Origin of the sequence: Saccharothrix deserti, assembly GCF_009769385.1 — a bacterium.
GTDB lineage: Bacteria > Actinomycetota > Actinomycetes > Mycobacteriales > Pseudonocardiaceae > Actinosynnema > Actinosynnema deserti.
On sequence record NZ_ML775965.1, the window covers coordinates 1 to 14,058 of the forward strand.

Genomic DNA, 14,058 nt, shown 5'->3' on the forward strand with positions numbered 1-14,058 from the left:
CTGGTGGAGGGCGTGGTCGGACAAGCCCCCGCCCGATGACCTGCAACAACTACTCGACACCCTTGCGCAAGGACAGGGCATCAACCTCTACCTGCCTCCGTGAAGTTAACAAACTACCGGTAGCAGGCCTGGCCGGGCGACAGGGATCGCAGGATTCCGGACACGACGCCCACGGCGCGACCGGGCGCCCGGTTGATTGGCGACCATGACCGACATCGCGACGGCAGCACCCGTCAGGACGATCGCGTTCGTGCTCTACCCCGGTATCACCGCACTCGACCTCGTGGGCCCGCTCCAGGTGCTCTCCGCCCTCGGCCAGGCCGGGCTCGGGCACGAGGTCGTGGTGGTGGCCGACCGGCTGGAGCCGATGGGGACCGACACCCCGTTGGCGCTCACCGCGAGCCACACGTTCGCCGATGTGCCCTCGCCGCACGCGCTGGTCGTGCCCGGTGGTGACGTGGCCACGATCCGGGCGATGACCGACGAGCGGCTGTTGGCGTACCTGCGGGGCGCGTCCGCCGGCGCGGAGATCACCGCGTCGGTGTGCACCGGGGCGCTCCTGCTCGGGGCGGCCGGTCTGCTCGCCGGGCGGCGTGCCACCACGCACTGGATGTACCGCAACCTGCTCGGTGAGTTCGGTGCGACCCCGGTGGCGCGGCGGTGGGTCGAGGACGGTCCGGTCGTCACGGCCGCCGGTGTGTCGGCCGGTATCGACATGGCGTTGCGGCTGGTGTCCCGGATGGCCGGTGAGGAGATCGCCCGTACGATCCGGTACGGCATCGAGTACGACCCGGAGCCGCCGTTGGGCCCGTTGGACTGGGACGCCGCGCCGCGCGCCACGTTCGCCCCGATGGTGGAGGCGATCCTGCGCGACGGGTTGGCCGACAGTCCACAGTGGTCCGCGCGACTGGTGGGCCGCGCATGACGGCCACGCCGGCCAGGGCGCCGATCCGCCACTACCGGCTGCTCGCCGGGCTGTACGTGGGCCAGTGGCTGGCGCCGAGCTTCCTGGGCAGCGGTGGGCTGCTGACCATCCTGTACGACCGCGGTGTGTCGCTGGAGCAGCTCGGGGTGTTCCAGGCGTTGATCCTGGTCGGACTGGCGAAGGTGCTGTGGTCGCCGCTGGTGGACCGCTTCGGTTCGACCCGCTTCGGTCACTACCGGTCGTGGCTGCTGGTGGCGCAGCCGGCGATGGTGCTCGCGGTGCTCGTGTTGTTGCCGCTGGACCCGGTGGGCGACCTCGGCGTGGTCGTCGTGATCACGGTCGTGATGTGGGTGTTGATGGGCACCCAGGACGTCGCCACCGACGCCCTCGCCTTCCGCCTGCTGGACCGCACCGGCCGTGGTGTGGCCAACGGCATCCAGACGGCGGCCGGGTTCGCGTCATCCCTGCGTAGGCCACAAGCCGCTCATCACCACGCAGGGCACACCGGGAACCGCGTGATCATCGCTGACCTTGAAGTGCGCGAGGAGTTCGAGAGCGACCCGTCCGGTTTCATGGTGGAACGGCACGGGGATGCCTGGCGTGAGGGTCCGCAGCGGCTGGGGGCGGACGAGCAGGTGTTCGGGTGGCCGCTGATGGAGACCTCTCCGCTGAAAGCACGGCTTGAGGACGGCGATCTCGGTCAGGTGTTCACCGAGCCGGACGCGTGGTAGCCGGCAGAGCTGGGCGGGCTGCGGTTACCGCCGCTTGACACTCGTGTCGCTTCCGGGGACTCCCACCCGCGGTTCACCGACCTATTCACGTGCCACAAAGAACAGCCACTCGACCGTGGGGATCTCGGCGACCCTCTCATGATCAAAATTAGCCTATACGGTCGTATATAATGGGCCGTCCGGGTCACTTCATGTCATGAGGAGGTGGAGCGGTGGTCACTGCGGTGACCTGTCCCCGATCGCGAAGGTGGCCGTGGTGGTGTCGGAGAACGGCCAGGATTTGTTGGACGGCTGGTTGCGGGCCAAGCAGCTCAACGGTGAGCGGAAGCGTTCGCAGGACCCGCACGTCCACCTGGGGTGGCGTTCGCGTTCTACGGGCGGATGTCGACCTCGGAGCATCAGGGCCGCCACATGTCGCGATTGTGGCAGCGGGAAATGTCCGAACTGCTGGTCGAGGGGGCACGCGGTGGTCGTGGCGGATCTTGGGACAACCTGAACGTTCACTCGACACACGAGCTGACCGAGTTCATCGCCGCAAAACCGGGACTGGTTACGGGTGGTCCACCTGCCTTCCTGCGCTCCGGACCTGAACCCGGCCGAAGGGGTGTGGTCGCTGCTCAAGCGATCACTGGCCGACTTCGCCGCGGTCGACCTCGACCACCTGACGCGCGTGGTGAAACGCAAAACTCAAGAAGATCCAGTACCGGCCCCACCTGCTCGACGGCTGCCTCATCCAGACCGGACTGGCCCTCACAACATCATGAGTGCGCCAACCACCATCATTCTTTTAACCTCTGCAGCTGTGACCGCGCTTCGGTGACGATTACGGCCAGTGCATCAGTGGTCCGTAATTCGTCGAGGAGATCCTTCACGCAACCATGGTCGGGGCCGATCGAGTCGTCGGTTGATTTCTTGAGGGGCAGAGAGCGCGTATGGACATTCGCCAGCTGGAGTACTTCCTTGCGATTGTTGATCGTGGGGGGTTCAACCGTGCGGCCTCGGCTCTGTACGTGTCGCAGCCATCGCTGTCGCAGGCCGTGCGGGCACTGGAGCGTGATCTCGGCTCCGAGCTGTTCCATCGCATCGGGCGCAGGGCAGTGCTGACGGAGGCCGGAAGGGCCCTGATCGAGCCTGCCCGGGAGGCCGTGCGGAGTCTGGAGACGGCGCGGGCGAGTGTCGCGGCGGTGCACGAGCTGCGTGAGGGGCGCCTGGATGTGGCGTCGATGCCGTCGCAGGCGGTGGAACCGCTGACGACCTTGGTGAGTGCCTTCAGCCACCGGTATCCCGGCGTCTCGGTGGTCATCAAGGCGGCGTTCACCTCACGTGACGTGATCGACATGGTGCGCACGGGTGCCGTGGAGTTGGGGCTTCTGGCGTCCGCCGGTCCGGTCTCCGACAAGGAGGTCGCCTCACATGCGCTGGGGCGGCAGCGTTTCGTGCTGGCGGTGCCGGCCGAGGGCCCGTTCGCCGATCGGACGGCGGTGGAGTGCCGGGAGCTTGCGGGACAGCGGCTGATCGTCGGGCAGTCGGGTACCGGGATGCGCGCCTACGTCGACGCGCTGCGGGACCAGGGCATCGAGTTCACCATCGCCGCCGAGACCGAGCACCGCGTGTCGCTCATGCCCCTGGTACTGGCCGGGGTCGGGCTCGCGGTGGTCACGGATGCGTGGCGGGACGTCGTCCGGCGACTGGGTGCCCGCGTCCTGGTCATCGAGCCGGAGGCCACCTTGGACATCGCCCTCGTCAGCCGCCGCGGCAGCCTGTCGCCCGCGGCCGCCGCGTTCGTCACTGCCGCAACCTCGGCCGCCGACAGCTGATAGGCACCGCTTATATGGGTGATCCGCTTTGCGTCTTGGACGCCTCATGGACCGCCTTGCTGCAATCGTCGGCATGACGAACCACCGCATCGCCCTGATCCCAGGCGACGGCATCGGCACCGAGGTACTGCCCCCGGCACAGCAGGTCCTCGATGTTCTGAGCCGCCGCCACGGCTTCAGCCTGTCCTTCACGTCGTACGACTGGTCGTGCGAGCGGTACCTGCGGGAGGGCGCCATGATGCCCGCCGACGGGATCGACCAGCTGCGCGAGGCGGACGCGATCCTGCTGGGCGCGGTGGGGTACCCGGGGGTGCCCGACCATGTTTCGCTGTGGGGGCTGCTGATCCCGATCCGGCGCAGCTTCCGCCAGTACGTCAACCTCCGGCCCATCCGCGTCTTCGAAGGCATCGACAGTCCGGTGCGCGGCGCACGGCCGGGCGAGGTCGATTTCGTCGTCGTGCGCGAGAACGTGGAAGGCGAGTACGGCGAGGTCGGCGGCCGGCTCAACAGGGGCTTCCCGGACGAGATCGCCGTGCAGGAGGCCGTGTTCACCCGGGCCGGCGTCACACGCGTGCTGGACTACGCCTTCACGCTCGCCTCCCAGCGGGGCGGCCGCCTGACCTCCGCGACCAAGTCGAACGGCATCGTGCACACCATGCCGTTCTGGGACCAGCTCGTCACCGAGCGTGCCGCCTCGTTCCCGCAGGTCGACTGGGACCAGGAGCACATCGACGCGCTGGCCGCGAAGTTCGTCCTCGACCCCGCCCGCTTCGACGTGGTCGTCGCCTCGAACCTCTTCGGCGACATCCTCAGCGACCTCGCGGCCGCGGTCGCCGGCTCCATCGGCATCGCTCCGGCGGCCAACCTCAACCCCGAGCGGGACTTCCCCTCGATGTTCGAGCCGGTGCACGGCTCCGCGCCCGACATCGCGGGCCAGGGCATCGCCAACCCACTGGGCGCGATCTGGTCCGCGGCCCTGATGCTGGACCACCTCGGCCACCCCGCCGCGGCCAGGGACATCACGGACGCGATCGCCTCGGTCCTGGCCGAGACCGATATCCGCACCCGTGACCTGGGCGGAACCGCGACCACCTCCGAGTTCACCGACAAGCTGATCGAGCTTCTCTGAGCCATCTCCCCCTGCCTCAAGGTGGAATACAGCGGGGTTGACCTGCAGGTTTCCCGGGCCGAAAGTGAACGCCATCCCCAGCGGGACCGGACCGGAAGGGTTCGCACGGTATCCCCACCGTGCTGGAGCCCGACCACCACCCAGACCACACCATCGAAAAGAGCGACCTCATGAGCATCCGGAAGCGCGTCGCCGTGATCGGTGCCGGCAGCATGGGCAGCCAGGCCATGTGGCGACTGGCCGCCCGCGGAGCCGAGGTCATCGGCTACGACCGGTACGCGCCGGGTCACGACCGCGGCGCGGCTGGGGGCGAGAGCCGCATCTTCCGAGCCGCCCACCTCGGCGAGCCCGGGTACATTCCGCTGCTGCGGCTCGCGGACGCGCTGTGGGAGCAGCTCCAGGCGGAGACGGGCCGGTCGCTGCGACGCCGCAGCGGCAGCCTCGTGATGGGAGAGGCCGCCTCACCGGCCATGCGTCTCCTCCTTTCCACCAGCGCCGCCCATAGCCTGGATCACGAGGTACTGGACCGGGACGCCCTCGCCCGTCGCTACCCGCAACACCGTCTCCCGGACGGACACACCGCCGTACTCGACCGGATGGGAGCCGTCATCAGGCCCGAGGCGTCGGTCCAGGCGGCCGCCACCCGCGCCGAACAGCTGGGCGCCCGGCTGCACCGCTACACCCCGGTGCGGGAGGTCGTCCCCGCGGCGGGAGGCGGCGTGCAGATCGTCACCGACCACGGCACGGACCACGTGGACGCCGCCGTGGTGACCGTGGGCCCTTGGATCAACACACTGCTCCCGGACCTCCCACGGACCGTCGACGTCCGCCGGGTGATCTGCTCCTGGCACCTGCCCACCCGCCACGACTGGTTCACGGGCGGGGCCCCTCCCTTCGTGCGCAGCACACCCCACGACTGCTTCGGGCTCCCGTCGCCCGACGGCATCTCCGTCAAGCTCGGTCTCTCCTTCGCACGCCATCTGCCGGTGCCCGATCCGGAACGGCTCGACCGGACGGTCCGCCCCGAAGAACTCGGCACGTTCCACGAGCTCATCCGTGAACTCATGCCCGACCTGAACCCCGACCCCATCAGGATGTCGGCCTACATGGAGGGCTACACGGAGTCCGGAAACCCGCTCGTCGGTCATCTCCCCGGCGAGGACGACATCATCGTCATGGCCGGATTCTCCGGCAGCGGCTTCAAGCTCTCGCCCGCGATGGGAGAGATCGCCGCCGACCTGGCACTCGACGGCAGCACTGATCACCCCATCGACTTCCTCGCTCCGGCAGGAGTCCGCGTCGCCTGACCCCAGGCGATATCGACGGCACCACCCCACCTCGACATCTCTGTCACAGGCATGCCCGAAAAGGCCGGCACCCGGCCGTAATCAGTCCCCGAAGCAAGAAAGTGGAGCACTACCATGCCCATTCCCTCGTTCCAGTTCCGCCCGAAGTACGTCTCATTCGACTGCTACGGCACGTTGATCGAGTGGCCGATGACCCCCATCACGCGTGAACTCGTCGGCGACCAGATCCCTGCCGAGCACTGGGACCAGTTCGTCAAGGAATTCCGCGGCTACCGCTACGACCAGGTCTGCGGCGAGTACTACGCCTACGAGCAGGTGCTGCAGGACTCCTTCGAGCGGGTCTGCCGCAAATGGGGCGTGAAGGCCGCCCCGGACGCGGGCAAGCGGCTCGCCGACGGCGTGCGCGGCTGGGGCCCGCACGCCGACGTGCCGGAACCGCTGAAGAAGATGGGCGAGAACTACAAGCTGGTGATCCTCTCCAACGCCGACGACTCCTTCCTCAAGGAGAGCGTGCCCCGGCTCGGAGCGGACTTCCACGCGGTCTACACCGCGGAGCAGGCCGGCTACTACAAGCCCCGCTACGCCGCGTTCGAGTACATGCTCGACCAGCTCGACGCGTCCCCCGAGGACTTCGTGCACGTCTCCTCGCACACCCGCTACGACCTGATGCCGATGCACGACATGGGCTTCCGCAACCTCGTGCTCCTGGACCGCGGCTGCGACCCGGTCACCCACGGCTACGACTACGTGACGGTGAAGTCCCTGGACGAGCTCAACCGCATGCTCGGCATCTGACCCGCGACGCACACCGTCCCACGCGGACAGCCCCGAAGGACCTCCACGCCGAGCTGTCGGCGACGCCCGCGCAGAACTCGAAGTACCGGGCCGAGGGCGAAGTCATCGGCCGCATCGTCGACTCGGCCGACCGCCGCGAGCACGCGGCCCAGCTCCCGCTGCCCCTCTTTCCACGTCCCCAGCCGCTCCCCTCATCTCGCGGCCGGCACCACCAGGAGGCACACGATGAAAGACGCCCGAATTGACCGCAGACTGTTCCTGCGAGGAATCGGAGGGGTCGCGGCGGGTGTAGCCGCCGCGACCGCCCTCGGCGCCTGCGGCACCGGCACCAGCCGTGTCTCGTCCAGCGGCGGGGGTGGCAAGACGGTGGTCGTCCGCGACAGCGGCGGTTCCTACGGTGCGGCCCTGCAGAAGGCGATCTACACGCCGTTCACCCAGGAGACCGGCATCAGCGTCAAGGTGCTCAACCTGGACAACGCCCCGCTGCTCGCCCAGATCAAGCAGGGCCGCCCGCAGTGCGACCTCATCAACGACTCGATGATGTCCCACGTCAAGTACGCGGGCCAGGACGCCCTGGAGAAGCTGGACCGCGACCGGATCACGAGCCTGAAGAGCGCGAAGATCCCCGACAACCAGATCACCGACCATGCCATCGGCCACAGCTTCTACGGCCAGTGCATCGCGTACCGCACCGACGCCTTCGGCGGCCGCAAGCCCGAGTCGTGGGCGGACTTCTGGGACACCAAGGCGTTCCAGGGCGGCCGTGCGATGTGCAGTCCGGACGGTGACCTGCCGGAGCTGGAGTTCGCGCTGCTGGCCGACGGCGTCCCGATGGACAAGCTGTACCCGCTGGATGTGGACCGTGCCTTCAAGGTGCTGACCCGGCTGCGGTCCGAGATCAAGAAGTTCTGGGACAGCGGCCCGCTCCCGGGTGTGCTGCTGAGCCGCCAGGAGGTGACGATGTCCACCGTCTGGGACGGCCGGATCGCCGATCTGCAGAAGCAGGGCGTCCCGGTCGCCAGGCAGCTCAACGGTATTCGCCGTCAGTTCTCGGGCTACGCCATCGCCAAGGGCGCGGCCAACGTGGACGCCGCCTACCAGCTGATGGACTTCTCGTTGCGTGCCGAGAGCCAGGCCAACCTGGCCAAGGCCTTCCCGTCGAACCCGTCTTCCCCGTTGGCCTACGAGAAGCTCACCGAGGATGAGCGCAACGCACTGGCGGGTGCGCCGCAGTACTACGACAAGGGCTTCGACACGGACGTCGACTGGTGGCTGCAGAACGAAGCCGCCGTCACCCAGCGCTGGTTGGAGTGGGCTCGTGGCTGAATTCGGTGTGATCACGCCGTCCGTCGCGGCGGTCGGCGGCAAGCCCGCCACCGCGACCGGCAAGGCGCTGTCGGTAGTGGCATTGCGCAAGACGTACGGGGACATCGTCGCCGTCGACGAGGCGTCCGTGGAGATCGCGGCCGGGGAGTTCGTCACCTTCCTCGGGTCCTCCGGGTCGGGCAAGACCACGACCCTGATGATGATCGCCGGGTTCTGCGAACCCGACTCCGGCACCATCACCGTCGGGGGCCGCGACGTCACCAGGCTCGCCCCGCAGAAGCGGAACCTCGGTTTCGTCTTCCAGCAGTACCTGCTCTTCCCGCACATGACCGTGCACGAGAACGTCGCCTTCCCGCTCACGCTGCGCGGAGTGCCGAAGGGCGAGATCCGCAGGCGCGTCGGGGAGACGCTGGAGATCGCCGGCCTGTCCGGCTTCGGCGGCCGCAAGCCTCGCGAGCTGTCCGGCGGTCAGCAGCAGCGGGTGGCGCTGTGCCGGGCACTGGTCTACCGCCCGCCGGTCATCCTCATGGACGAGCCGCTCGGCGCCCTGGACAAGAAGCTCCGCGACCAGCTCCAGGTCGAGATCAAGACCATCCAGCAGGAACTCGGCCTGACCGTCATCTACGTGACGCACGATCAGGAAGAAGCGCTGGTCATGTCGGATCGCATCGCGGTGATGCGCAACGGCAGGGTCGAGCAGTTCGACACCCCCAGGGAGCTGTTCGAGCGGCCGAAGACCCCCTTCGTCGCGGACTTCCTCGGCGCGGCCAACTTCCTTCCCGGCCGCGTCGAGCAGCACACCGACGAGCACACCCTGGTCCGCCTCGACCGCAGTGGCGGCCTGCTGAAGGCACGCCGCCACGACCTGGCCTCCGGCACCCCGGTCGAGGTCGCCGTCCAGCCGGGCCGACTGCGGGCCTGCGCCATCGACGACGGCTTCTGCAGCGGCACGGTGGAGACCGCCACCTACGTGGGCACCCTGGTCCGCGCCGGCGTGCGGATCGATGGCGGTGACGCGCCGCTGCTGCGCCTGGAAGTACCGGCCGGCCGAGGCCCCGTCGCCGGCGAGCGGGTCGGGATCACCGCCGACCCGGACGACGTCAACCTCTTCGCCGGCGAACAGGGAGGGTGAGCCATGGCCGCTCTCACCGCCGCCCCCGCCCGTCCGCGCAAGCTCCTGGCCTCGCGCAAGACCAGGGTCGGGATCCTCTACGCGCTGCCGGTCGTCGTCTACCTGCTGGTGCTGTTCGTCTACCCGATCATCAGCACGCTGTTCCTCAGCCTGAAGAACGCCGACGGGTCGCTGACGCTGCACTGGTACGTCGACGCGCTGACGGGCGTCAACCTCTCCGTCCTGATCACCACGCTGCGGATCTCCGCCGAGACGGCGCTGTTGAGCCTGGTCTTCGGGTTCATTCTGGCCAACGCGATCTCACGGCTCAGGCCCCTGTGGGCCGGACTGGCCATGCTGATCGTCGTCGTCCCGCACTTCATCAGCGCACTGGTGCGCACCTACGGATGGATCATCCTGCTCGGCGACAAGGGCCTGGTGAACGAGACCCTGGCCTGGGCACCGGGGGCGCCGTACCAACTGCTCTACAACGAGCTGGGCGTGGTCATCGGCACCACCTCCATGATGCTGCCCTACACCGTGCTACTGCTGTACGGCGTGATGCGTGGCGTGGACCGCGGACTGCTCGCGGCCGCGGCCAGCATGGGCGCGGGACGCGTGACGATCTTCCGCCGGGTCTACCTGCCGCTGGTCGCCCCCGGACTGGCCAGTGCCGGACTGCTCAGCTTCATCCTGTCGCTGGGCTACTACATCACCCCGGCCCTGATGGGCGGACCCAACCAGACGATGATCGCCACCCTCATCAACCAGCAGGTGACCAAGGAAAACCAGTGGAACGGGGCGGCCGCTCAGGGGGTCCTCCTGCTGCTGCTCACCCTCGCCGGACTGCTGCTGGTCAAGCTCGTCAGCTCCCTCGGCGCCAGCGCAAAGAAGAGGAGCGCGTCATGATCGGGCTGCGCAAGACCCTCGCCGGGCGGATCGTCCTGACCGCGGTCGCCACCGTGATCCTGCTGTTCCTGGCGCTGCCGATCCTCGTCATCCTCGTCACCTCCTTCAGCGACAACGCCTTCGCGGCGTTCCCGCCGGACACGTGGACGCTGAACTGGTACAAGGTGCTGTTCGCCGACGGCAGCAAGTGGCCGGCCGCACTGTCGCTGAGCGCCCTGATCGCAGCCCTGAGCACCGTGTTCTCGCTGATCATCGGTGTGACCGCGGCGACCGCACTGACCCGCAGCGAACTGCCGCTGCGCTCCGCGGTCTACGCCCTGGTGCTCGGACCATTGGTCATTCCGAACATCGTCACCGCCCTGGGCCTGTTCCTGCTCTTCGAGCCCGCCGCGATGCTGGGCAGCCCGCTCGCGATGGCCCTGGGGCACACCGTGCTGGCCTCGCCGATCGCGGTACTGATCCTGATCGCGACCCTGCGCGGGATCGACGAACGGTTGGAGGACGCCGCCGCCAGCATGGGCGCCGGCCGTCTGACGATCGCCCGGCGGATCACCTTCCCCCTCGCCGCCCCCGGCATGATCGCGGCAGCGATCTTCTCCTTCATCACCAGCTTCGACGAGTTCTACATCTCCCAGTTCCTCTCCTCGGTCGACACCGTCACCCTGCCCGTGCAGGTCTACAACTCACTGACCTTCGAGATCGACCCCAGCGTGACCGCGATCAGCGCGATCCTCATCGCCTTCGCGATCCTTGCCCTCGCCCTCGTGGCCCTGGTGCGCTGGCTCGGTTCCGGGCGGCAGGGCTCCCTGCTGTCGGCCGAGACCGCGACCGGGATCGCCGCCCCCGGAGGCGAGGCAGTATGACCACCACTGCTCAGCGGCACCTGCTGCTGAACATGACCGCGAACGGCTCGTTGGGCCGTGACGGTGAAGGTCTCTTCGTGGTCCGGCGCGGGGAGGGCCCGTACGTCCACGACGAGGACGGCATGCGTTACATCGACGGCCTGTCGGGGCTGTAGCCCCGCGCCGGCCTGATCGTCGACCTGATCCCGCGCCGACTGCGCGAGGCCGGCCTCCTCGCCCGCGTCCACAACCGTTCCGCGCCGCTGATCCAGATCGCGCCCCCGCTGATCAGCGACCGCAGCCCCGTCGGCCGGGCCCTTGGCGGTGCCCGGCCGCACCCACTTCGAAATTCCCCGCAGAGGACCCGAAATGAAGACGATTCCCTACTGGATAGAAACCGCTGGGGCGTTTCCCGACCGCTCCGGCAAGCCGCTGACCGAGGACACCGACCTGGTGGTCGTCGGCGCCGGCCTGACCGGTCTGTCCACCGCTCTCCACACCGCCCGCAAGGGCGCCCGTGTCACCCTCGTCGAGAAGGGCAAGATCGGCTCCGGTGCCTCCGCGCGCAACGGCGGCATGGCCAACCTGGGCTTCACCATCGGCGTACGCCAGGCCATCCGCCGGTACGGACCCGAACGGGCCCGTGAGATCTACAACTCCTACGGCGAGGCCGTGGACACCGTCGAGCGGCTCGTGAAAGAGGAGTCCATCGACTGCCAGTTCCGGCGCGTCGGACGCCTGGGCGTCGCGTCCCGCCCCGCGCACTTCGAGAGCAAGAAGGCCCAACAGCGCGACCTGGCCAAGTACTTCGGACACGAGACCACTCTGATCGGTAAGTCCGAGCTGCGTTCCGAGATCGGATCCGACGCCTACCACGGCGGCCTGCTCGACCCGTTCAGCGCCGCACTGCACGTCGGCCGCTTCGTGCGCGGCATGGCCGAGGCGTGCGAGCGCACCGGTGTCGAGATCCACGAGCGCAACGCGGCCATCGGCGTGCGGCGTACCGCCGCCGGCCGTTACGAGGTCAGCACCGAGCGCGGTGTGATCCGCGCCGGGCAGGTCATGATGGCCACCGACGCCTACACCGACAAGAACTTCCCGTGGCTGCGCCGCCAGCAGGTCTGCCTGGGCAGCTTCATCATCGTGACCGAGCCGCTCGGCGAGGAGCTCGCCCAGGACATCATCCCGAAGGCCCGCCTCATCGTCGACTCCAACAAGGTCTGCCACTACTTCCGGCTCACCCCGGACAACCGACTGCTGTTCGGCGGCCGCGCCCGCTTCGCACCGTCCGACCCCACTACGGACAAGAAGAGCGGACAGGTCCTGTTCCGTGAGATGTGCGAGATCTTCCCCCAACTCTCCCGGACGAAGGCCGAGTACGTGTGGGGCGGCTCCGTCGGTTTCGCCATGGACCGCATCGTGCACGCCGGGCAGACCGAGGACGGCGTCTACTACTCCATGGGATACGCGGGCCACGGCGTGCAGATGGCCACGCACATGGGGCAGGTCATGGCCGAGGTGATGGACGGCCACCCCGAGGTCAGCCCGGTCCGCGACATCGCCCCACCCCGCATCCCCCTCTACAACGGCACGGCCTGGTTCCTGCCCTTCGCGGGCGCCTACTACAAGACGCTGGACCGCATCCGCTGACCGGTCGGCAGCCCCTCTGCACATACAAGGAGATATCCACGATGACTGTCGTCCGTGATGTTCCCAAACAGCTGTTCATCGGCGGTGGCTGGCAGGACGCCGAGTCCGGCCGGACCCTGTCCGTCGACAACCCGGCCACCGGCGAGGAACTGTGCCAGGTCGCCGACGCCTCACCCGCCGACGGCCGGCGTGCCGTCGAGGCGGCGGTCGCCGCGCAGGCCGCCTGGGCCGCCACCGCGCCCCGGGTGCGCAGCGAGATCCTGCGCCGCGCCTACGACATCATCATCGCGCGCACCGAGGACCTCGCGCTGCTGATGACCCTGGAGATGGGTAAGCCCCTGGCCGAGGCGCGTGTCGAAGTCGCCTACGCGGCGGAGTTCTTCCGCTGGTTCTCCGAGGAAGCCGTCCGTGTCGACGGCGGGTTGATGACCGCCCCCGACGGCAGGAACCGTCTGCTGGTCACCCGTCAGCCCGTCGGCCCCTGCCTTCTCATCACCCCCTGGAACTTCCCCCTGGCGATGGGTACTCGCAAGATCGGCCCCGCCATCGCCGCCGGCTGCACCATCGTCCTCAAACCCGCCCCCCAGACCCCCCTGTCCAGCCTCGCCCTGGCGCAGATCCTCGCCGAAGCGGGTCTGCCGGCCGGTGTGCTGAACATCGTCACCACCACCGACGCCGCCGGCGTCGTGGAACCCCTCCTGCGCGGCGGGCAGATCCGCAAGCTCTCCTTCACCGGCTCCACCCAGGTCGGCCGGATCCTGCTGGCCCAGTGCGCCGACACCGTCATCCGCACCTCCATGGAACTGGGCGGCAACGCCCCCCTCATCGTCTTCGACGACGCCGACCTCGACGTGGCCATCGAGGGCACCATGGTCGCCAAGATGCGCAACATGGGTGAGTCCTGCTGCGCAGCCAACCGCATCTTCGTCCACACCTCCGTCGCCGAGGAGTTCGCCGCCCGCCTGGCCGCCCGCATGGCCGCTCTGAAGGTCGGGCACGGTACCGAACCCGGCACCGATGTCGGCCCCCTCATCGACATCGTCGGCCGCAGCAAGGCCCACGACCTGGTGCGGGACGCCGTCAAGCGCGGCGCCACCGTCCTCACCGGCGGTGAACTCCCCGAAGGGCCGGGCTGCTTCTACCCGCCCACCGTCCTCACCGGCATCGCTCCCGAGTCGGCGATCATCGACACCGAGATCTTCGGCCCCGTCGCCGCGATCCGCACCTTCGAGACCGAGGACGAGGTCGTCGCCGCCGCCAACGACACCGAATTCGGCCTGGCCGCCTACGTGTTCACCCAGAACCTCGACCGCGCCCTGCGCGTCGCCGAACGCCTCGAAAGCGGCATGATCGGCCTCAACACCGGACTGGTCTCCAACCCCGCCGCCCCCTTCGGCGGCGTCAAGCAGTCCGGCCTGGGCCGCGAAGGCGGACGCGTCGGCATCGACGAGTTCCTGGAGTACAAGTACATAGCCGTCCCCGTCGGAGCGTGACATGCGCGACCGACTCGTCGTCC

13 protein-coding genes and 1 pseudogene are annotated in these 14,058 nt (G+C 68.6%); all 14 read left to right on the top strand.

Annotation, left to right across the window (positions count from 1 at the left end; genetic code table 11):
• The first annotated feature begins 205 nt into the window (after positions 1–205).
• A complete protein-coding gene (locus tag FM051_RS10700) occupies positions 206–925 on the top strand; it encodes a DJ-1/PfpI family protein (RefSeq protein ID WP_158842792.1) in 720 nt (239 codons plus the stop codon).
• A complete protein-coding gene (locus FM051_RS10705) occupies positions 922–1,656 on the top strand; it encodes an MFS transporter (protein WP_158842793.1) in 735 nt (244 codons plus the stop codon). Before FM051_RS10700 ends, FM051_RS10705 begins: the two co-directional genes overlap by 4 nt.
• Before the next feature lie 483 nt (positions 1,657–2,139).
• Positions 2,140–2,420: pseudogene (locus FM051_RS53960) on the top strand (transposase); the annotation flags it as partial.
• A 168-nt stretch (positions 2,421–2,588) separates the two neighbouring features.
• The gene (locus tag FM051_RS10715; protein WP_158842794.1) at positions 2,589–3,473 is read left to right on the top strand and encodes a LysR family transcriptional regulator; all 885 of its coding nucleotides are present in this window, start codon (positions 2,589–2,591) and stop codon (positions 3,471–3,473) included.
• Between the two features lie 73 nt (positions 3,474–3,546).
• Positions 3,547–4,602 carry a tartrate dehydrogenase gene (locus tag FM051_RS10720; protein WP_158842795.1) on the top strand — a complete coding sequence of 352 codons (1,056 nt, stop codon included), beginning with the start codon at positions 3,547–3,549 and terminating at the stop codon, positions 4,600–4,602.
• Positions 4,603–4,772: 170 nt separating this feature from the next.
• Entirely contained in the window at positions 4,773–5,909 is a 1,137-nt protein-coding gene (solA, locus tag FM051_RS10725) for an N-methyl-L-tryptophan oxidase (RefSeq protein WP_158842796.1), read from the top strand.
• Positions 5,910–6,023: 114 nt separating this feature from the next.
• Positions 6,024–6,704: a haloacid dehalogenase type II gene (locus FM051_RS10730; RefSeq protein ID WP_158842797.1), complete on the top strand. Its 681-nt coding sequence runs from the start codon at positions 6,024–6,026 to the stop codon at positions 6,702–6,704.
• 225 nt (positions 6,705–6,929) lie between these two features.
• On the top strand, positions 6,930–8,030 hold the full coding sequence (locus FM051_RS51640) for an ABC transporter substrate-binding protein (protein WP_158842798.1): 1,101 nt from the start codon (positions 6,930–6,932) through the stop codon (positions 8,028–8,030).
• Positions 8,023–9,162 (top strand): ABC transporter ATP-binding protein, encoded by a 1,140-nt coding sequence (locus FM051_RS10740; RefSeq protein WP_158842799.1) that lies wholly within the window; start codon positions 8,023–8,025, stop codon positions 9,160–9,162. Before FM051_RS51640 ends, FM051_RS10740 begins: the two co-directional genes overlap by 8 nt.
• Before the next feature lie 3 nt (positions 9,163–9,165).
• Complete coding sequence (locus FM051_RS10745; RefSeq protein WP_158842800.1) at positions 9,166–10,050, top strand: ABC transporter permease; 885 nt, start codon at positions 9,166–9,168, stop codon at positions 10,048–10,050.
• A complete protein-coding gene (locus FM051_RS10750; protein ID WP_158842801.1) occupies positions 10,047–10,913 on the top strand; it encodes an ABC transporter permease in 867 nt (288 codons plus the stop codon). The genes FM051_RS10745 and FM051_RS10750 overlap by 4 nt, the downstream gene beginning before the upstream one ends.
• A complete protein-coding gene (locus tag FM051_RS10755; RefSeq protein WP_202918779.1) occupies positions 10,910–11,068 on the top strand; it encodes a hypothetical protein in 159 nt (52 codons plus the stop codon). The genes FM051_RS10750 and FM051_RS10755 overlap by 4 nt, the downstream gene beginning before the upstream one ends.
• Positions 11,069–11,261: 193 nt before the next feature.
• Positions 11,262–12,542, top strand: a complete 1,281-nt coding sequence (locus FM051_RS10760) for an NAD(P)/FAD-dependent oxidoreductase (RefSeq protein WP_158842802.1) — start codon at positions 11,262–11,264, stop codon at positions 12,540–12,542.
• 41 nt (positions 12,543–12,583) lie between these two features.
• Positions 12,584–14,035: an NAD-dependent succinate-semialdehyde dehydrogenase gene (locus tag FM051_RS10765; RefSeq protein ID WP_158842803.1), complete on the top strand. Its 1,452-nt coding sequence runs from the start codon at positions 12,584–12,586 to the stop codon at positions 14,033–14,035.
• Positions 14,036–14,058: the final 23 nt, after the last annotated feature.